Here is a 19,040-nt window from a genome sequence, read left to right as displayed (position 1 = left end):
GGCTTCATCTTCGTTCCTTCGTCACTACGACGAAGCCCAAATCCTCCTTAATTCACAACCTCAAATCTGTGCCATTGGCGCTGACGCCGGACACCCTCGCTCGTCAAAGCCAGGGGTGAGTTCAACATGGGTCAGTTCTCAGTGAAAATATCGCCCCTTCCCGGGTCAACTCTCAGTGGCAATCAACACCGAGGAGAACGAGAAGTTCTTCTTCCTGCGATATTCATCGACCGGCCATTGGGGTTTCTTTTCCGAGGAGCGTCATCACACCGTGCGGGAATACAAGCTCCCGCTCGCGGGCCTCAAACCTTGGCACAAGGAACGCTGCCCATGAAAACGCACGCGATGGCGAGCGGCCTTCGGGTCACTCTGAGCAAGACCGAGCTGCAAGCCTTGCTTGCGCTCGCGCGATATGGCGCCGAACAGATCGCGGCCGCACACCATTCTTATATCGTGCCAAAGCGGCAGGAAGCCCTGGCGGCCGACGTCATCAAGGGCCTCGAACAGGGGCTGTCGTCGGTCCGCTGGAAACAGGCGGAGGCCAAGGCAAGACGCGACGCACCGAAACGCGAGGCCGAGCGACGCGCAGCACGCGAGCATCATGCACAGATCGACGGCTATACGGTTTGGGGGATGTTGAGCGACTGGACCGATCTTTCGGACGATCCCGACCGGCACCAGTGGGCGGATCTATTGAATCCTCTAACCGAAGCGCGTGAGCAGGCAGAAATTCGCCATAATGTCTGGCGGATATTCATCAGCAAGGGCAGCGCCGCGGCGGACGATCTCATCGTCTATCCGGGTGATTGCACGCAGACCGCCGATCGTCAGGAAATCGAGGTGCTCGCCCGACGAATCATCGCGCAACATCGGGAATGACGGGATCGCGCTGGCAAGATATGCGCGCGCCCTCGGAGGTGACCACAGGATCGGCCATTGCGAAAGGGCCCGCAAGGAGGGGAGTAGGAGGGGCTGACGGTGAACTTCCCTGGGAGCTTGCTATGACCGCCAGCGATTTTGCCACATACCATCGCGTATCCACGCCACCCATATTCATCTCCGGATCGCTTTCCATCCGGCAGCTTCCGGCCTGCGTAATGAAGCGGCTCGGCGTCGTCATCGAAAAGGAGTTGCCCGTCGTGATTGGCGACGCATCTGGCGCGGATGCAGCGGTCCAGCGATTCCTCGCCGATTGCGGTGTGCGTCACGTCACGATCTTCTGCGGAGGTTCCGTCCCCCGGCACAATATCGGCATATGGCCGGTCCGGCAGATCCGAGCAGATGCTCCTGCGGGTACGCGCGCCTTCCACAGCGCGAAAGATCGGGAAATGTGTCGCCTCGCCGGTGTCGGGTTCGTCATATGGGACGGAACGAGCCAGGGCAGTCGCGCCAACATCCGGCGACTATGCGAGCGCGGGCGGTATGTCGTCGTCTATCTTCGCCCTGACGACTGTTTCGTGACCCTTGCCAGTGATGCGCAAAGGATGGCGTTTTTGGCCTCCGGCCGTCTCGGCTGACATCACTGCGGAATGGTGGTTGCACGCCTCGCTAGAACCCGCCCCCAGCCTCGAACTTCCATCACAAGGATGCCATCGATGACCGAATCCATTCGATTGTCCGCCGATGACGTCCGGCAGCTGCGAGACGTCGCCGAGCGTATCGCCCGCCGCCACAGTTCCGTCCGCCGCTTTGCGATCGAGATCGCCGAGCGCTTCAGCCTCACCACCGGCAACGCTGCCCTCAATATCCGTGCGATCAGCGCCGACCCGGATTGGGCGGACACCGATCTCAATCAGACGTTCCCCTGGTCGCGCATCCGCGAGCGCCATATACTTGCGAACGGAGGTGCGCTGTTCGACCTCTATATCTACGAACGGCCCGGCATCGGGGAAACCGGCGACCTTGTCTGCTGCGTCCAGGCCGAGTTAGATGGACAGGGCCTCATTGCCGTCCACGCGGATAGCACCAGGGATGTCTGGCGCCGGTCGGACCTGTAGACTGTCTTTCCGCCCATTCGATACGATGAGCGCGATCGCTCACAGCAACCACATCTTCGGGAATCCCGCCATGCGCCTGTCAGACGAGCTTGCCGCCAGACGCCGCCTCTATGCCATGCCGCTCGTCACCGCTCCGGCGGTGATGGTCATCGACATTCCGCCGCGTCTCGCGGGGCAGGGGCTCGCACTCGATCGCTATTATATCGTCATGATCGAGACCGATGAGGAGCTTGCCGCGTTCGAAGCGTTCCTCACCGTGGACCGGGACGGCCTGCGAGCACCCGATCTACTCGATCGCAAACCCAGTTGCCGCGAGGCGGGAGAGATAAGCTTCTTCGAATTCTCGCCCCCTGAGCCGGGCTGGCCATGGATCCTGCTTTGTCACTGGCCGCGGCACTTTGCGCGGATGTTCGGCACCGACCCCGATGCTCTCGCGCGCCGGGCCTATTCGATGGAGGCGTTCGACGATCGGGAAGGCCTGGAAGCGGCGCTGAAGGCGCATATTGCCGCGTTCGGCGAACTGGCGGACGTCAAGGTCATCCAGCCGCTGGCCGGCACGGCGGGCCGGGCGTGATCAGGCTGCCTGACTTGCCCCTATTCTGGATGAGCAACTGACCGCAGCGAACAGTCCTGGGCCGCAGGAGGGGAGGAAAGAGGTGATGGGCGAGGGAGCCATAGTGGATCCTCCGATCTCCATAAGGAAACAGCCCATGCCCACCCATCAGCTATCCGGTTTCACGACGGAAGCAACCGCCGACATCATCTCTCGGCCGTCCGCCGATCTTGTCGCGCTGTCCAGCAACGAACTGATGGTTGCGCGCAAGCTTGCCTATAATCCCGAAAACGACGCGCTTGGCGAAGGTGATTTCTGGGCCGAATATATGGAAAGCGAGGACGACTGCATGGCCGCGCGCCAGGTCGTTCCGTTCGACACATTCACGCTTTCCGTCTGGCATACCCTTGCCGCCGACATGTTCGAGGAACGATCCGATGAACGCGATGCATCCCAGATCGACCGGCTGATCGAAAGGCGCGGCCTGTTTCCTCATGATCCCGCCAATCGTCCTTGGCGTATCGCGCTTCCCGCAATCGAACTCCAAATCGCGCTTGAAAAGGATATCAAAGCAGGTTCGTGTCGGACTGCCGATGCCCGGATACGGGTCGATGCCCTCGATCAATTGTCCGGCATGGAGCCCGACTTCTATACGGATAGGGAAGCCATATCGACCGCAGGCTGGGACGCTCTTTCGGTCACCATCTTCGAACAGACCTGCACTGCGCCGACGGGCGTGCGCTTCGGGAACATCTTCGATCGACCCGACCTGACGACCGGAACGCCGCTCGCGCACGCCCGCGCCCAACTCTTCGAACTCCAGACGGCGCTCGCTTCCGCCACACGGAGCCGACGGCAGGATCCTGCGTTCAAAATCTATGTGCGGGGCATGATGGACGAGCTGCTCGCGATGCCTCCGCTGCTGGAGGCGATCCATAATGACCACAGCGGCGCATTCCGCGTCGTGGCCGCCTTTCTCGACGATCATCATCCCGAATGGTCCGAGGGGCTCTCGAAGAACCAGGCATTCAGTCCCTTGCTGCCCCTGCCTGTCGACTGGAATGGCCACGTCGATATCGTTGGCCTGGTGCAGGACTCGCGCGCCCGCATGTCCGCCGAAACGGTGGGTGTCGCGCCGCAGTTCTTCGGACTCTATGCCGGACGCCGCGATGGCAGTTCCGTCTGGCTCGGGGCGGCGGCCTGCGAAGCCGATGCTCATGCGCTGGTGACCCGGTTGGGCTAACCCGGCCCCATATCGATCCGCTCATTGGCGCGGCAGACTGGTGCAACAACAGGGCGGCAACATGGCGCCCTTCGCGTTCTCCACAGGGGGAAAGGGGGTGGTTGGTGGATGAGTTTCATTTGGGAGTTCACCAACCATGTCCAGCAGCCAGCGAACCACGAACACCCCCGAAATCATCGTAACCGACAGCATCACCTGTCCCAACTGCGGCGCAGCCGAGTGCTATGATGATCCCACGAGCCCTACAGGCAAGCGGTTCAACATCAACGCCTATAAGGTCGGCGACAAGCACGGTTACTGGTGGAGCCGTTGCAACCTTTGCAATAGCTGGTTCTAGAAGGGCAGGAGGATTTCCGGCTCCCGCCTGCGTAACCGCCTTTCGTCTCACCGACCCTTCGCTTGAGAAGCGTGACGTCGCGGAGACTAGCATGAACATAGAGATCATCGTCGGCCTCCCGCATCTCAATCATGGCCCGCTTCTCCAGCGCGCGATCGAGATGCGCTATCCGGTCCTCATCTCAGCGAACGCGCTGTCGCGATGGGATCGTCGCGAGGGCTATGCGCGCTGGATGGGCTGGAACCTTCGTTCGCTGGCCAATGCCTCCCGCCTGGTCTCGATCGACCTCGATTCCGCGGGCTTTGTCGTCGCTCAGCGCTACCGTGGGCTACCGTGGACGGCCGATGACTATATCGAACTGGCCGCAAGCTACCCGTTTCGGCGCTTCGCAAGCCTCGACCTGTGCACCGAGGCGGAAATCGCCCGCGACCGCGACGAAGTCCTCGACCGTATCTCGCGCACCGTAGCGCTCAATCATGCCTGTCATGCAAGAGCCGCCGATCGCGGAATCGACACCCGGTTCATGCCGGTCATCCAGGGACGGCATCCCGACGACTATCTGCGATGCCTCGACGGCATTGCCGGTATCCTGCGGCCAGACATGGTTGTCGGTATCGGCTCCATGTGTCGCCGCGCGCTGTCTGGTCCTGATGGGCTTCTCGCGGTGCTAAGCCGGCTCGACCGAGGCGCGGACCCCGCGCTTCGTTTTCACCTTTTCGGTGTGAAGGGAACAGCCCTCCGTTATTTGCGACCGCTTGCACATCGCGTCACCAGCCTCGATTCCTGCGCTTATTCTCTGGTCGCGAGGATCGAGGCGTGGCGCGAAGGCTTTTCGAAGACCGACGAGTTCGTTGCCGGTCACATGGAGCGGTGGCAGCGTCGGCAACAGGCTCGGCTCGACGGAGGCGACGCCGCATTCCAGCATCATCTGCCGCTCGCGCAACGTCCGCCATCAGCCGGAAACGCATGGGACAGAGCACTCGATCTCGCCCGCGCGCAAATCCGCACTTTGATCGAGCAAGGTGAGATCGCGCACGAGCAAATCACCGAAGGGTGGATCGCGCAGTGGGCGGCTGAAATCTATAGCGCCACGTAGTAACGCAGGTCCTGGTGAATTTAGCCTCGGTCGCTGACCTATTCGGTGTGCGAACAACTCACCGGCCTATAAGATCGAGGCCGCCACGGAGGGGTCTTGCTCATCGATCGAATCATCTCGTCGCCCGCCTTCGCGATATCGCCGACCGCCCGCATCACCTCGTCATCCCGACCGAAGTTCCAATACTCGTCCATATCTGCGAGCGTTAGCTTCTTCGGCTGCATCTTGGCCCAGGCATCCGCCATAAAGAGCATGAAGCTCTTTGTGTTGTCATCAGAAACGGCATGCGGCTGATACACGATAGGCAGGTTCATCACGAGCATCCCTGTCGGAGCACTTTGCTTCTTTTTCAGAAGCGGCGATAGGCGGCCGCCCGTTCGCAGGTTCGAGGCGCTCCGATTACGCCTGTCGCTGCGAATTCACAAGGCTGACCGCCAGATTGGCGTGAACGACGCCCGGTTGCAACCACTGATCACCGTCGCCGTACGGCCTGGCTGTGCCGGTGGGGGCAATTGTCGCCTTCAAGCCCGCAAAAAGGAGGTATCCGTGACCCAGTGTCCCGAATCCAATTCGACCGAGCGTCATTGCTATGGCGTGATTCTCCATCATCGCGCCGAATGGTGGCTTGTCGAATTTCCCGAGCGTGATCCAGACCCTATCAAGGCGTGGGCCCTGACCGGCCAGCTTACGCCGGCGATGGCGGATTGGTTTCGTGCCGACACGGGCAATAACGCCGCCAAGGCAGAGGTCGCCGCGTTGAACCCGGACAGTCGCTGCTGGTCTGGTGAATTCTCGATCCGTCCGTCGCCGGATAGCGCCGATCGCTTCGACATCGATGCGCATCCCTGGGGCTCCGAAGCGGGCGAATTGGAGACGCGGCTTGCCCGCGCCATGATCGAAAGCACACTCTTCCCTATCCCGCCCGGCTTCCTTTCAGTCTTCACAGGCCTTCCGGACGACGATCGACCCGTTCTTGCCATCCGCCTCAGCGGCTATATCTGCTCGACGTTCGAAGTGCTCACCGCCCGTTACATGCCGGTCTATCGGCCTCGATCGCCCTGGCGGGACATATCGGGCGAGGCCGTCAGCGACAGCGGCAGTGACATTCTCGGATGGGCACCCGCCCGCGACTGGATCAGGCCGGCATGACACACATGGCCTACCGATGCCGGATCGAGCTTGCGCCGATACCGCTGGATCATTATATCTGACTAACTAGTCAGATGGAGAATTTTCATGACTACCTCCAAACGCGCCGGTGACGGCCCCGCACGCAAAGGTGGTTCCAGGCTTCCACCAGCGGCGCGCGGATGGAAGCTCGAAGACGCCAAGGCGCGGTTCAGCGAGGTGGTTCGCCTGGCCCGCAGCGAAGGGCCGCAACGCGTCACGGTGCGCGGCAAGGATGCCGTCGTTATCATCAGCGCCGACGAACTCGAAAGATTGCTGCCGCCTGAACGCAAGAAGCCGCTTGTCGCCTTTCTCGAAGGACTGCACCTCGAAGGCGTCGATCTGACGCGCGAACGCGATAGCGGACGGGACATCGTCTTGTGATCGGCTGGCTTCTCGACACCAATGTGATTGCCGCCCTCATAAATCCCAACGGCGCGCCGAGCGTGAAGACATGGGCGTCGGAGCAGCCCGAAGAAGCGCTGTTCCTCAGCATCCTGACGCTCGGCGAATATGACAAGGGAATCCACGCCATACCCGCGAACCATCCCGAGCGGCCCCGCTATATCGGGGCTCGCGATGCGCTCGAAGCGCGTTTCAAAGGTCGCATTCTGTCCGTTGATGACGCGATTATCCGGCGATGGGGAGCAATCTCCGGCGACGTCAAGCTAGGGACGGGCCATGCGCCGGGCGTTGTCGACACAATGCTGGCGGCCACCGCGATTGAGCACCAGCTTTATCTCGTGACTCGCAACGTCAAGGATGTGCGTCACAGCGGCGCAGCCATATTCAATCCGTGGGAGGATGATCCCACAACTCTGGCGCTATCCTGACCAGTTCGGGAATGAGATCCTTCCTCAGGCCCCTTCGAGCAATCGCTCCCGCGCCAGATCCAGCGCGTGCGAAAGCCGTATCGCCACCACCTGGTCCTTAGGGTCGACGAGGCATTCGAGTGCCGCCTCCATGTGCTTGATGGCGTTTTCCAGCCCTGGCTCTTCGTCTGTCATCTGTGCTTCTCCGTCCCGTCGCGCTCAGTCGGCGGGCACCCCCCCGGAGGAGGATGCCGGCCCCTGAGCCGGACGGTAGAAAGACGCGAACAATAGAACGCGTGCCTGATCTTTAGCCGGAGCCTGGACATAATCAGGCAATCCGGCCGCAAGGCATGCGCCGACTCTATTGTTCGGAGTTTCTACTCTCCGGCCCACCACCGGCGGACCCGCCCCTCTAACCCAATCGGGCAGCAACTGCCAATCGGTTCCGTGCGAAATTACCGGATGCCGCAGGTGGGGACGGGATATTCAGCGTGTCGATAGACGCGCCGCTTCGACCGGCCGATACATATCCGCGCGATCACGCATTACGCTGGTAAGCCAGGCGAGATGGCTGGCCGCGTCCGCCAACGGCAACGTGGCTACCGCGTCGAACAGGCTGCGTTGATAGGGTGGACCGCTATCGAGGATATCCACCAGCTTTTCCCGCGCCGGGCTATGGGGATCGGTGATCTCGGCATTGGCTTCGCGAGCCGCCTCCAGAAAGGCCTCAGCCAGTTCTTGCGTGGCATAGTAGCCGCTGTCGAGACCTTCCCCGAGCGCGAGGGCGGCGATCTGGCTGCGCACATCCGCGATATCGGGGTCGTTGACTGCATCGATCAGCGACAGGTTGAAATCGAAGGTGGCGAGATAGTCCGCGATCATGGGAAAGTCCTTTCATCCATGAATAGAACATAGGTCGAACATGTTTACAATCGGAATGATGCCCGCAATAGGATCGCGATCATGAGTTTCGCTTCCGCATGGGCCGCCCCGATCGGCCGGCACCCCGCGCCGTGACCATGGCGGCCGCGCCTCTGCGCCTCCGTGGACAGCTGCGCCGATCCGAGCGCGGTTTCCTCCTCGAGATGGAGGATGGCCACGTCTGGCGTCTCAATGGCGCGCAGGATTTCCCGCCGCTGGTGGACGCCACTGTCATCGTCGAGGCACGCAAGGCCAGCAGCAGCCTCCTCGACGTTCTCTGGCTCGGGCCAGCGTAGCAACCCCAAAGGCACGCTCCGATCTCTCCTCGGGCATCGCGTTTGGGGAACCGTCGCCGCGGGCCTCGGCGAGGACGCCTCGGCCCGCAATCAGCGTCGCACGCAGTCTGTCATCACATTCTGCGCCGCCTCGCAGGGTCTCGGCGTGCCAGGGCTGGTCGGGGCAAGCAAGGGCTGCCTCCGGCCAAGAAAACCTAGGAGTAGAAGGGGCCTGCCGACGTTGTCGCTTGGGGTAAGCGGTCGGCAGGCCCCTTCTACTCCAAGCTTTTCTAAAGGCCGCAGCGCGACGTCCCTTGCTTGCCCCGACCAGCCCTGACCCTTGAGCCCCGGCGACGGCGGCTCCGAATGCGATGACAGACGGCCACCGTCGCGTCCTCCGCTGATCAGGAAGGAATGGCTTCGCCATACTTTTCTTTGTTCGGGACGCTGCCGCGTCCGTTTTATTGGCTCTGGCTCACCAAATGCGATGAAATACTGTCAAGAAAACAATGACATATACTCAAAAAGGGGGAGGGGGTATAAGTATAGGTGCTGATGGGGATTGGCCCCGGATGCATCGTTTGGAGTAAAGGCTATGAATATCGGTGAGTTTAACCTGAACAAGGGCCGCATCATCGGGTGGATTGCCACCCGCGCAATCGACCTGCCCAAGCTGGCCTTGCGCCCGGTGGAAAGCGAAAACGAACTGGCCCCGGCTTATGAAATCATCGCGCCCAATGTCGGGGGCCGTGTCGTTCAGGTCGGCGCGCTTTGGGAAGCCGTCGCCAAGAAAACCGGCGAGGTTTTCCTGCAAGGCCATGTTGATGACCCGTCGATGCCCGAAGCCCTGCCCATCGCGCTTTTCGGCTCGGTGGAGGAAGGCTATCGGGTGGCATGGCGCAGGCCGGAGCGCGACGATTTCGGTCCCGCCATTCGCGCCACCCGCGACAATGCGCCTTCCGGCAACCGTGGCGACGACTACGGTTTCGGTGACAGCACCGCCGATGAAAGCGGCGGACTGTCCAGCCAAGGAGCCGCCGCCGATCTGGACGATGAAGTTGCGTTCTAGGGGCTAGGCCGAGACGGGCCGGGGGAGCGTTGCACCGCTTCCCCGGACCCTAACCGATCATCCTGCCATCAGGAGTCAGACCCATGACGAAGAAGTCAGCTAAGAAAACCGTTAGCACATTTGCGGACCTGCCGGAACTTATCGCGGAGGAAACCGCAAACCCTGCCTTTGAAGCATCCTTTGGCGATCCGCTGCCGCTGTCCATCATCGAACCCGGCGACGAACCGGGCGAACACACCATGCCCGAACCGTTCACCGCGCAGAAGGTATGCGGCGAACTTATCACGTCGCTTTACTGCCTCTTGACCGACACGCGGCTTGACCCGCTCGCCCCGCAAATCGCTTGGGGTATCGTCAACAGCTTCCATTTCGTTGCCGGAACGGTGGAGCGCCAAGAGGATAGGCTTGCCGACAAAATCCGCGACATGACGCGGCGCATGGAACCGGGCGAGGTATTCAACAAAGACCTTGAGGATACCCAGTTGCAATGCCGCTCGCTGGCCGAACAGCGCGCAGCCATCGAGACATTGCGCGACTATGCCGCCGCCATGTATCGCGCTTGTTGGCGTCGCGCATGGGCACCGACCAAGGGCAGCAAGGCGTCATCTGTCACCACCGCAAGCTATATCAATGCGCTGGATTTCTTGCAGGAGCGCGCCCTTGCCAAGCGCGAGAAGCACCAGCCGCAAGGCCCCGTCGTCATCTTTTCCGGCCCAGCCGTATGGGAGGAATGGCAACCGCTTTGGGCGAAGCTAAGCGAGATCAAGGCCCGTGTTCCGCATATGACGCTTGTTACCACCGGGCAACGGAAAGGGGCGGACGCCATCGCGGCGGCATGGGCAGCGCGGGAAGGCGTCCCCGTTGTCGCCTATGGCCTCTATGGTGGCGGGCGCAAGGCTCCCTATCAGCGCAACCGCAAGATGGGCGAGCTTGAGCCGGTGGAAGCCGTCCTTTGCGAAGGGTCCGGCATCCAAGCCAATCTCTATCAGACGATGCGGAAACAGGGCGTTCCCATCCATGCTTTCCGCAAGCCCAAGGATGCCCCCGCATCCCGCAAGCCGCAGGACGGCGAGGGTGATACGTTCAGGCAAGCACGGCGCACCGCCTGAAACCAGACGGCGCGGCGCTTCCCCCAGCGCCGCGCCACCCATCACTACAGACCCGCCAAGGCTGGCGCGCATCCCCGCGCGTTGGCCTTTTGTCGTGCCACCGGCCGCCGCCGCGCCTGACGGCGCGGCGGCGGGAGGAACCAAAAGGGGAAAGACCCACAGGTTCACACCCCCACGGACGAGCCGAGCGCCCCGCCATCATCCCCCTTTGCGGGCCTTGGCGCGGCTGGCGGTTTCCCCGAACGGGAAACATCGGGCGCAGCCGATACCCCCTTGAGCGCGGCCAGCGCGCCAGCGCCACCCAGCCGCAGCACATGACCCAGCACGTCCCGGAACTCGCGTTCCGTCAGTTGCTCGACCGGCAGCGCCGTCACGATTGCCGCATAGCGATCGCGCAGCCGCTTGCGTAGCGCGGCCTTCTCGACCGCAATTCTCTTTTCGCGATCTTCCAGATCAGCGAGCCTATCGCGTTCAGACATTTTAGGCATGACCAGTTTCCTTCTCAGGCTGGCCCGCTCGTCACGCGATCCTTGTCGCACAGGCGCGCCCGCGCCACAAGCGACCCGCCGCATAGCGCGGCCTATCTCCCCACATCGACCACCACCGCAATGGGTGCGCCCGGCAGCGGTAGGGATGACGCAGCAACTCCGTTGCTGCGGGCAAGCGACGCACGCGCTTCGCGGTTTGTAATGCACCGTACGCACGGGTGCTGTGGCCTGAAACTGCCCTATAATCAATGGTTTCCGTTGGCAGACGCGTCAGCCAGATTTCACGTTATTTGGCTGACGCGTCTGCCGCCTCAGTACTATTGCCCGAAAAAGCCCCGCAATTCCGTCGTTTCCGGCTGGCAGACACGTCCGCCACGCTGATTTTATTGTGATCGTCGCTTGTCTGCGCTATAGTTGCTGTGCGTCGTGACCTCCTTGTCGAAGCTCCAGTCGGAGCATCACCTTGGCAAGGGTCACAATCCGGATCGACGATGCCCTTTACGAGCGGCTGCAGCGCCGTGCCCGTAAAGTCGGCGTCAGCGTCGCCGAACTCCTCCGCCCCGCGATCGACCAGACCGCCGATCCCCGCGGCGGCTACGTCTACACGACGCAGGACGAAATCCTCTCCTGCGTCCTGCAGACGCTCTCTATCCTCGCGGCATCGGTGCGACGCCGGTCGCCCGAGACGCTCGAACAGGGCATGGCCGACGCCAGGGCGCTGCTCCTCGAAAAGGGGCTGCTCTCACCGGACGAACAGCCATGACCCGGCGCGCGGATCCCCACCTCACGGACACATGCCCGGCCTCGCGTTCCCCCTCGGCGGGCTTCCCGTCCGGCCGCGCGATTGCCTGCGATTATTCCCTGCCGGTCAGGGCCATCCCAAATCGGGGGGCATGCCGTAGCGCACCGCCAGCCGTTCGGGGGAGGGGCCGGCCATGAGCATCTTCCGCAACGACACGTTGGGGAGCTGGACGCGGGGCGGGCAGGCGATCGTCCACAATGTCCGCATGACCACCCAGGTCTTTTTCCAGACCGTGCTGGCCGGGCTGATCCTCTGGTTGATGGGGACCGGCTGGTATGCGTTCGAAAAGTCGACCGACTATCAGCGCTTCGTCCTCGCCAAGCTGGTGGAGGCGACCATCAAGGCGGATGCGGCGCCGGGGACCAATGACCCGGTGCTGTTCCGCACCCCCGACGGGCGCCAATACTGGACCTCGGCCGACACCCTCGCCGACTCCGGTGTCGCGAAGCAGGCGCTCCACAAGCTCGAAAAGGACCTCATCCACGGGGCGGCCATTGCCGGTGTGGTCGCCCTCTTCGGACTGGTCAGTGCCTGGTTCTATTTTACCCGAACCGGGAAGGGGCTCGGCTCCAACGAATATCTGCGCGGCGCCCGCTTCGGGACGGCCTCGGAAGTGCGGCGCGCGCTCCGAGGGCAGAAGAAGGGGGCGCTCACAATCGGCGGCGTCGCCGTGCCGGAAGCCTTCGAGCCCGAACATATCCTGCTGGTCGGCGCGCCCGGCACGGGCAAGACCAACCTCATCACCACCATGCTCGAAGGCATCCGCAAGCAGGGTAAGCGGGCGATCGTCTATGACACGGCCGGGAGCTTCGTCGAGAAATTCTATCGCCCCGGCAGGGACATCCTGCTCAACCCGCTCGACAAGCGCACCGACATCTGGAGTCCCTGGGTCGATGTTCCGCGGGAGTATCATTACGACCAGATCGCGGAATCCACGATCCCCGACAAACATGGCGATCCGTTCTGGAGCAAGGCCGCGCGCGGCACGCTGGTCGCGGTCCTGCGCAAGCTCGCGCGGCAGAAGCACACGCTCATCTCGGTCCTGCTTGATCGGGTGCTGCGTTCCCCGCTCGCCGATCTTGCCGCCTATGTGAAGGGCACCGATGCCGCCGCTTTCATCTCCGCCGAGGGGGAGCGCACCTCGGCCGGCGTCCAGGCCGAGCTTGCCTCGGTCATGCGCAGCTTCGCCTATCTCGACGATACCGAGGACGGCTTCTCGATCCGGCGTTGGGTCGAGGACGAGAAGGACGACAGCTGGCTGTTCGTCACCGTCAAGGCCGACCAGCTTCCTTCGCTGCGCCCCCTGATCACGGTCTGGCTCGACATCGCGATCAGCGCGATCATGAGCCTCACGCCCGACCGCGACCGGCGGCTCTATTGCGTCATTGACGAATTGCCGACGCTCCAGAAGCTCCCCAGCCTATCCGACTTCCTCGCCCGTGCGCGCAAATATGGCGGCTGCGGCATATTGGGGTTCCAGTCCTATCCCCAGCTGACCGCGACCTACGGCAAGGAGGATGCGGCGGCCATCACCGGCTACTGCTCGACCTGGGTCGCGCTCCGGGCGAACGATAGCGACACCTCGGAACTTATCTCCAAAAACCTTGGCCGGGTCGAGCAGGTCGAAGCCAACGAGGGGATGAGCTACGGCGTCAATGACATGCGCGACGGGGTGAACCTCAGTCGCATGCAGGTGACCCGCCCGCTGGTTCTGGACACCGAGGTCACCCATCTGCCGAACCTTTCGGGTTTCCTCCGTTTCGGGCGCAATCTCCCCGTCGTCCGTTTCACCGATCGCTTCAATCCGCTGCCTTCGATCGCGGCCGCGTTCGTTGAACGCACCGAGCCCCCCAAAAGGCTGCCGCTCGGCAAGGCCATCATCTCCCAGGCGTGGGCAGAGCGCCGCGCGCGCCAGGCGCGGGAGGAGGCCGCGAGGCGAGGGCAGGGTCCGGGACATCCGGACACGCCGCCGTCTCCCGGAACGGGGCAAGGCGATCTTTTTACCGGCGAGGCCAATCCCCCGCCGGCGGGGGAGCCGACCCAGGAGCCGCCCAGCCTGCCGGATCCCCAGGACGCCGTGCCGCAGGATGAGGTGTTCGGACCCACCGACCACAGCGATTCCGGCATGACGGACGAGGGAGCGCCGATCGACGATCATCCCGACGAGGAGAACAGGGTTGCCACCCCCATCCCCTTGTTGGGGGCGACGCGCGGCACGATCCGTGTGCGGCTCGACAGCCATGGCCGTTCCGAAGGCCCGCGTGAGAAGGCGAAGCCGGCATGATCCATCCTCGCCGCCTCAAGGGGACACCCGCCAATATCGGCCGCTACTATACAATCGGCGACTATTATACCAAGGGCGGCAACGAACCCTCCGAATGGGGCGGCAAGCTCGCCGCCAGCCTCGGCCTGTCCGGGCCTGTCGACCCCAAGCAGTTCGAGGAACTGCTCGCCGGCAAGGTCGGCGACCAGCAGCTCGGTCGCCGGCGCAAGGAAGGCATCCAGCATCATCCCGGCTGGGATTTCACGATCAGCGCGCCCAAGTCGATCTCGATCCTGGCGCTGGTCACGGGCGACGAGCGCATCCTTGCCGCGCACGAGCGGGCGGTCGGGGTTGCGCTTGCCTATGCCGAGGAACATGCCGAGCTGCGCCGCCGGGTGGACGGCGAGATCGTCCACGAGACGACGGGCCGGCTGCTGTTCGCGCGTTTCACCGAATATGCCAGCCGCGAGCACGACCCGCAGCTCCATACCCATGTCGTCATTCTCAACATGACCAACCATCTCAATGGCGACCGCATGTCGAGTCTCGAGACGCGCTCGATGTATGCCGAGCAGCTCGTCATGGGTCAGATCTATCGCAACGAGATTGCCCGCGACGTGCGCGCGCTGGGGCATGAGATCGTGTTCGATCCGCGTAAGGGGCTGTTCGAGGTCGAAGGCATGCCCGGCCAGCTTATCCGTGACTATTCGCAGCGCGCCGAGCAGATCAACGAGCATGCCGCGGAGCACGGGCTTGAGGGACAGGCCCAGCGCCGGATCTCCTTCTTCGCGACCCGAAAGGCCAAGGAGACGATCGGCCTCGATGACCTGCGCGAGCAATGGCGCGTGCGTGCTGAACCCTATCGTGAAGATCTCGACAGGCTCCAGGCCGCGGCGCAGGAGCGGGGTGAACGAACCATCGAGACCGATCCGCGCGTTGCCCGCCGCGCCGCTCTGTTCGGCATCCGCCAGAATGAAACGCGCGAGGCGGTCAACAATATAGGCCGTCTCTATCGCACCGCGCTCGCATCGCATGTCGGTGAGGTCCGCCTGGGCGACGTGCGGCCGCTCTACGATGCGCAGGAGAACAAGGGCAAGCTGCTGGTCACGGTGCGCCAGACCGGCGACCAGCCGCTTCCGCGCGGCCGGACATCGCGCCGGACCGCCAAACTCGAACTCGCACTGTCCGAGCATCTGTCTCTGGCCATGGGCGATGCGAAGCCGGTTGCCACCCGTGAACGGCTGGAAGAGGCTGCGACGGCCGCCAGGCTGAAGCCCGAACAGGCGGCCGCGCTGATCGCCATCGGCAGCGGCACAAACCGGGCGGTCGGCGTGCATGGTGTCGGCGGCGCAGGCAAATCCACCCTGGTCGCCGCGTTGGTCGATGCGACCCGCGACGACTATACCACCGTGGCGCTCGCACCGACCTCTTCGGCGGCGGCGGAACTCGGGCACAAGGCGGGCATCGAATCCCGCACGCTCGCCTCGCTGCTCGCGAGCGGCGGTTATGGCATTACCGACAGGCATATTCTCGCGCTCGACGAGGCGGGCCAGCTCGGCAACCGCCAGGCGCTGCGCGTGCTGGAGATCAGCCGCGCGACCGGCGCGCGTCTCATATTCCTCGGCGACAATAAGCAGACGGGCGCGATCGAGCAGGGCAAGGCCTATTGGCTGCTCCAGCAACTCGGGCTGCCGACTAGCCAGCTCAAGGAGTCGCGGCGCCACCTGACCGACGCGACGCAGGAGGCCGCGGACATGGCGCGCAAGGGCGACTATGCCGCGTCGCTCGCCGCGCTGGATCGCGTGACCACCGGCGACACCGCGGAGAACCTCGCCAAGGCGATGGTCGCCGATTGGACCCGGCTCAAACCGGAGACACGCGACGAAACCAATATCCTGGTCCTCGACAACGCGACCCGTCTGATCGTCAACAGCCATATCCGCGAAGTCCTGAAACGCGAGGGCACCGTCGCGGCCGAAGACCATCGGCTCGAAGTGCTGACCCCGTCCGGCCTGACCGACCAGGAAAAGCAGATGGCGCGCTTCTACAGCGCGGGCCAGGTGCTCAAGTTCACGCGCGACAATCCCGGGCTGGGGATCGCGCGCGACGCCGACTATCGCGTCGTCGGGGTCGGCCGGAACAATCATGGCCGCCAGGTCGTGCGCCTGGTTGACGAGCATGGCCGCCAGATCGAATGGCGTCCGGGCCTCGGCAAGGCGGCGCATGTCAATGTGTTCCTGCCTGAGAAGCGCGACCTTGCCCAGGGCGACCGCATCCAGTGGCGGCTGGTTAACAAGGAACTCGAGGTCAAGAATGCCGAACGCGGCACCGTTCTGGCGCTCGAGGGCAATATCGCGACGATCAGATGGGACCGCGGCGAGCGCGTCCAGCAGGTCGATCTCTCGGCCCACCGGACCTGGGATCATGGGTATTCGGAAACCGTCTATTCGTCGCAGTCCAAGACCTATGACCGCGTCTATGCGCTAGCGCCTGTGGAATCCGGCCTCGTCAACGGTCAGAACTATTACACCGCCATCACTCGCGCCGCCTATGGCGTGAAGCTCTGGACCGAGAGCCAGCAACGTCTCGCGGAAAAGCTCGCCTCGCGATCGGGCGAGAAGACCTCGTCGCTCGAAGGGCTCGGCCGGATCAGGGCCGACAGCCACAAGATGCGGGGACTTCGCCACAAGGACCGGCACGACCGCTCCCGCGAGGAGAATGCCCGCGAGCGCGACGCCCGCAAGGCCGAGCGGGAGCAGCGCGAGCGGAAACGGCAGGGCCGCTCCGAACCCCGCCCGAACAGTCTTGCCGAGATACTCGCCGGCCGCGCGCAGGAGGCTGCTTCGCTGGTCGACCGCTTCCTGCGCGGCACGATCGAACGAGACCGTCAGCACGCACCGGCGGAGCCCGATCGCGGCGGCGCTCGCGAACCTGCCCAACAGTCAGAGGCTAGGCCAGATCCCCAACCGCAGCATGATCATGGCGGTCATGGTGGTGGACATGACCGATAGGAGAGAATGATGGAACAGCTGCTAATCGCGATATTCGGTGCCGCTCTGCTTACCCTGATATACCGCAGCTATCGCATACCGATCACCCATCGCTGGCGACGGCGACAGGCGCGCACGATGTGCGAGCAGTTATGCGGACGCGATCGCGACCAGCCCGCCGCGCTGCATTATGCACGGCTTCGCGCGATGGACCCGCTGGCGTTCGAGGAATTGCTGCTGGAGGCCTTCGAGCGGCGCGGGCACCGCGTGATCCGCAATCGTCGCTATACCGGGGACGGCGGGGTCGATGGCGAAGTCATCATCGATGGCCAGCGCTGGCTGATCCAGGCGAAGCGCTATCGCGACGCCATCAAGCCCGAGCATGTGCGTGAGTTCGCTATGCTCTGCGCCACCCGGAAACGGCGCGGCATGTTTGTCCACACCGGCCGCACCGGCGGGATGAGCCGCACAGTCTGTTCCGGCGCGGACGGCATCGAGATCGTGTCGGGACAGCGATTGCTGGCGCTTCTAACTGGCGGGCCCTTCGAACCCGGCCGCTTCTCGCCGCGGGATCGCGTCGGACGCACACCGTCCAGCTATCGTGATCGGACGCCGCTATGAGCGGTCGTCGACGAGGCCCGAACCGCCAGTCGATGTTCGGCACGGTGCTCGCGGCGATTGCGTTCCTGCCCGCCGCGCTGACGCCCGCGCCTGCGCTGGCGAAACCGGGCGCGCCTGGCGAGGCGGCTGAGATCGCTCGCTGCATTCGCGTCGCCGCGCGCGGCTATGGCTGGCTCGAAAAGACGCTCTGGGGCCTGCGCGAGCAAGAGGCGGGCTGGATCGGCGCAGAGGTCGCCAATACCAACGGAACGCACGATCTCGGGCCACTCCAGATCAACACATGGTGGGTGCCGCGCCTAGCTCGAGTAATCGATAGGCCCGAGCATCAGGTCCGACACTGGCTGCGCTACGACGCCTGCTTCAACGCCGAAGCCGCACGCTGGATTTTCCTCTCCGGGCTGGAGGCGACTGGCAATTATTGGGCGGCGGTCGGCATCTACCACAGTCCCACTGCGTGGCGGCAGCGCAGTTATGCCTCCAAGGTCGCCACCCACATGCGCAAGTTATACGGCAGAGATGTGTTCGCGCCCCGTAGTTCGGAACGAAAGAGGTAGAGTGGATGAGGCCGTGAGCGCGGTCGGCAGTGGCGCCGGACCGGATCGTACACGGCTCCACTGTGCGGCTATGAATGCCCTCGATCCTCCAATGGGCTCGTCCGGCAATCGGGAGGCGTAGAAATAATCAGCATCAGGGCGGGCAGGCTCATGTCACTTTGGTCAGCAACGGGCGCGGACTAGCATATGTTCCTGCCATCCAGCACGGCACCCTGGCCTCCGGCCCGGCCCAAGGGCGCCTGTGTCAGGCGGCCTCGGCCTCGGCGGGCGTCCATGACGGGAATGGATCCCTCAGGCCCATCCAGAGTTCCGGGGTGAACGTGCGGACCGGCATCAGGCATTCATCGAGCCGGGGCCGGATGCGGGCTTCGTCCATGCCGATCCCGATGAACACCAGTTCTTGCCGCCGGTCGCCCCACACATTGTCCCAGTGGGCCGCGACAAACCGCTCGAAGCGATCATCATCGGGCCATTGGTTTTTGGGAATGCTCGCCCACCAGCACCCCATGCGCGAGGTCATCGTCTGCGAGCCAGCAACGGCCAGCTCGCCCACCCACTCGGGCCGCGTCGCCAGCCAGAAATGCCCCTTGGCGCGCACGACATTGTCGAGACCATCCGTAACCAGGAATGCATGGAGCTTCGCTGGGTCTGTCCGGCGTCAGCGCCAATGGCACAGATTTGAGGTTGTGAATTAAGGAGGATTTGGGCTTCGTCGTAGTGACGAAGGAACGAAGATGAAGCCC

The 19,040-nt window shown here is 63.5% G+C and carries 21 protein-coding genes and 1 pseudogene; 17 read left to right on the top strand and 5 right to left on the bottom strand.

Annotated features, from left to right (window positions below; all coding sequences use genetic code 11):
• Positions 1 to 330 precede the first annotated feature (330 nt).
• From GGR43_RS22390 to GGR43_RS22360, 6 genes are all read left to right on the top strand, one after another.
• Positions 331 to 879, top strand: a complete 549-nt coding sequence (locus GGR43_RS22390; protein ID WP_021244098.1) for a hypothetical protein — start codon at positions 331 to 333, stop codon at positions 877 to 879.
• Between the two features lie 122 nt (positions 880 to 1,001).
• Entirely contained in the window at positions 1,002 to 1,517 is a 516-nt protein-coding gene (locus GGR43_RS22385) for a hypothetical protein (protein ID WP_021244099.1), read from the top strand.
• A gap of 78 nt (positions 1,518 to 1,595) precedes the next feature.
• Positions 1,596 to 1,997 carry a hypothetical protein gene (locus GGR43_RS22380; RefSeq protein WP_021244100.1) on the top strand — a complete coding sequence of 134 codons (402 nt, stop codon included), beginning with the start codon at positions 1,596 to 1,598 and terminating at the stop codon, positions 1,995 to 1,997.
• Between the two features lie 25 nt (positions 1,998 to 2,022).
• Positions 2,023 to 2,571: a hypothetical protein gene (locus GGR43_RS22375; RefSeq protein WP_021244101.1), complete on the top strand. Its 549-nt coding sequence runs from the start codon at positions 2,023 to 2,025 to the stop codon at positions 2,569 to 2,571.
• 136 nt (positions 2,572 to 2,707) lie between these two features.
• The gene (locus GGR43_RS22370; protein WP_021244102.1) at positions 2,708 to 3,793 is read left to right on the top strand and encodes a hypothetical protein; all 1,086 of its coding nucleotides are present in this window, start codon (positions 2,708 to 2,710) and stop codon (positions 3,791 to 3,793) included.
• 428 nt (positions 3,794 to 4,221) lie between these two features.
• The gene (locus GGR43_RS22360; protein WP_021244104.1) at positions 4,222 to 5,226 is read left to right on the top strand and encodes a deazapurine DNA modification protein DpdA family protein; all 1,005 of its coding nucleotides are present in this window, start codon (positions 4,222 to 4,224) and stop codon (positions 5,224 to 5,226) included.
• A 38-nt stretch (positions 5,227 to 5,264) separates the two neighbouring features.
• Here GGR43_RS22360 and GGR43_RS22355 read toward each other — a convergent pair whose 3' ends face one another.
• Positions 5,265 to 5,540, bottom strand: a complete 276-nt coding sequence (locus GGR43_RS22355) for a hypothetical protein (protein ID WP_148648540.1) — start codon at positions 5,538 to 5,540, stop codon at positions 5,265 to 5,267.
• 232 nt (positions 5,541 to 5,772) lie between these two features.
• Here GGR43_RS22355 and GGR43_RS22350 point away from each other — a divergent pair, with 232 nt between their 5' ends.
• The 3 genes from GGR43_RS22350 (at position 5,773) to GGR43_RS22340 (ending at position 7,226) form a co-directional block, all read left to right on the top strand.
• Positions 5,773 to 6,375: a hypothetical protein gene (locus tag GGR43_RS22350; protein ID WP_021244106.1), complete on the top strand. Its 603-nt coding sequence runs from the start codon at positions 5,773 to 5,775 to the stop codon at positions 6,373 to 6,375.
• An 87-nt stretch (positions 6,376 to 6,462) separates the two neighbouring features.
• Positions 6,463 to 6,777 carry a type II toxin-antitoxin system Phd/YefM family antitoxin gene (locus tag GGR43_RS22345; protein ID WP_021244107.1) on the top strand — a complete coding sequence of 105 codons (315 nt, stop codon included), beginning with the start codon at positions 6,463 to 6,465 and terminating at the stop codon, positions 6,775 to 6,777.
• Entirely contained in the window at positions 6,774 to 7,226 is a 453-nt protein-coding gene (locus GGR43_RS22340; protein ID WP_021244108.1) for a type II toxin-antitoxin system VapC family toxin, read from the top strand. Before GGR43_RS22345 ends, GGR43_RS22340 begins: the two co-directional genes overlap by 4 nt.
• A 24-nt stretch (positions 7,227 to 7,250) precedes the next feature.
• On the opposite strand, the gene GGR43_RS22335 is transcribed toward GGR43_RS22340, so the two are convergent.
• Together GGR43_RS22335 and GGR43_RS22330 are read right to left on the bottom strand one after the other, a co-directional pair.
• On the bottom strand, positions 7,251 to 7,400 hold the full coding sequence (locus tag GGR43_RS22335; RefSeq protein WP_021244109.1) for a hypothetical protein: 150 nt from the start codon (positions 7,398 to 7,400) through the stop codon (positions 7,251 to 7,253).
• A gap of 291 nt (positions 7,401 to 7,691) precedes the next feature.
• Complete coding sequence (locus tag GGR43_RS22330; RefSeq protein WP_021244110.1) at positions 7,692 to 8,087, bottom strand: hypothetical protein; 396 nt, start codon at positions 8,085 to 8,087, stop codon at positions 7,692 to 7,694.
• 98 nt (positions 8,088 to 8,185) lie between these two features.
• Between GGR43_RS22330 and GGR43_RS22325 the strand changes: the two genes are divergently transcribed.
• From GGR43_RS22325 to GGR43_RS22315, 3 genes are all read left to right on the top strand, one after another.
• Positions 8,186 to 8,422, top strand: coding sequence for a DUF5818 domain-containing protein (locus tag GGR43_RS22325; protein WP_021244111.1), 237 nt, complete (start codon positions 8,186 to 8,188; stop codon positions 8,420 to 8,422).
• A gap of 574 nt (positions 8,423 to 8,996) precedes the next feature.
• On the top strand, positions 8,997 to 9,470 hold the full coding sequence (locus tag GGR43_RS22320; protein WP_021243077.1) for a DUF736 domain-containing protein: 474 nt from the start codon (positions 8,997 to 8,999) through the stop codon (positions 9,468 to 9,470).
• 83 nt (positions 9,471 to 9,553) lie between these two features.
• Positions 9,554 to 10,579 (top strand): SLOG family protein, encoded by a 1,026-nt coding sequence (locus GGR43_RS22315; RefSeq protein WP_059140288.1) that lies wholly within the window; start codon positions 9,554 to 9,556, stop codon positions 10,577 to 10,579.
• A 164-nt stretch (positions 10,580 to 10,743) separates the two neighbouring features.
• Here GGR43_RS22315 and GGR43_RS22310 read toward each other — a convergent pair whose 3' ends face one another.
• A complete protein-coding gene (locus tag GGR43_RS22310; RefSeq protein ID WP_040602414.1) occupies positions 10,744 to 11,067 on the bottom strand; it encodes a hypothetical protein in 324 nt (107 codons plus the stop codon).
• 463 nt (positions 11,068 to 11,530) lie between these two features.
• On the opposite strand from GGR43_RS22310, the gene GGR43_RS22305 reads away from it, so the two are divergent.
• The 5 genes from GGR43_RS22305 (at position 11,531) to GGR43_RS22285 (ending at position 18,297) form a co-directional block, all read left to right on the top strand.
• The gene (locus GGR43_RS22305) at positions 11,531 to 11,830 is read left to right on the top strand and encodes a ribbon-helix-helix domain-containing protein (RefSeq protein WP_013846862.1); all 300 of its coding nucleotides are present in this window, start codon (positions 11,531 to 11,533) and stop codon (positions 11,828 to 11,830) included.
• A 172-nt stretch (positions 11,831 to 12,002) separates the two neighbouring features.
• Positions 12,003 to 14,153 (top strand): type IV secretion system DNA-binding domain-containing protein, encoded by a 2,151-nt coding sequence (locus GGR43_RS22300; RefSeq protein ID WP_188073968.1) that lies wholly within the window; start codon positions 12,003 to 12,005, stop codon positions 14,151 to 14,153.
• On the top strand, positions 14,150 to 17,143 hold the full coding sequence (gene mobF, locus GGR43_RS22295) for a MobF family relaxase (protein WP_021243121.1): 2,994 nt from the start codon (positions 14,150 to 14,152) through the stop codon (positions 17,141 to 17,143). The genes GGR43_RS22300 and mobF overlap by 4 nt, the downstream gene beginning before the upstream one ends.
• Positions 17,144 to 17,149: 6 nt before the next feature.
• Positions 17,150 to 17,743 (top strand): restriction endonuclease, encoded by a 594-nt coding sequence (locus GGR43_RS22290; RefSeq protein WP_021243120.1) that lies wholly within the window; start codon positions 17,150 to 17,152, stop codon positions 17,741 to 17,743.
• On the top strand, positions 17,740 to 18,297 hold the full coding sequence (locus GGR43_RS22285; protein ID WP_021688150.1) for a lytic transglycosylase domain-containing protein: 558 nt from the start codon (positions 17,740 to 17,742) through the stop codon (positions 18,295 to 18,297). The genes GGR43_RS22290 and GGR43_RS22285 overlap by 4 nt, the downstream gene beginning before the upstream one ends.
• Positions 18,298 to 18,541: 244 nt before the next feature.
• Here the strand turns inward: GGR43_RS22285 and GGR43_RS22280 are convergent.
• Positions 18,542 to 18,940 (bottom strand): annotated as a pseudogene (locus GGR43_RS22280) (GTP-binding protein); the annotation flags it as partial.
• Positions 18,941 to 19,040 lie beyond the last annotated feature (100 nt).

This window comes from Sphingobium jiangsuense (assembly GCF_014196495.1).
In the GTDB taxonomy this organism is placed as follows: Bacteria; Pseudomonadota; Alphaproteobacteria; order Sphingomonadales; family Sphingomonadaceae; genus Sphingobium; species Sphingobium jiangsuense.
This window is presented reverse-complemented; position numbering and strand designations above follow the sequence as displayed.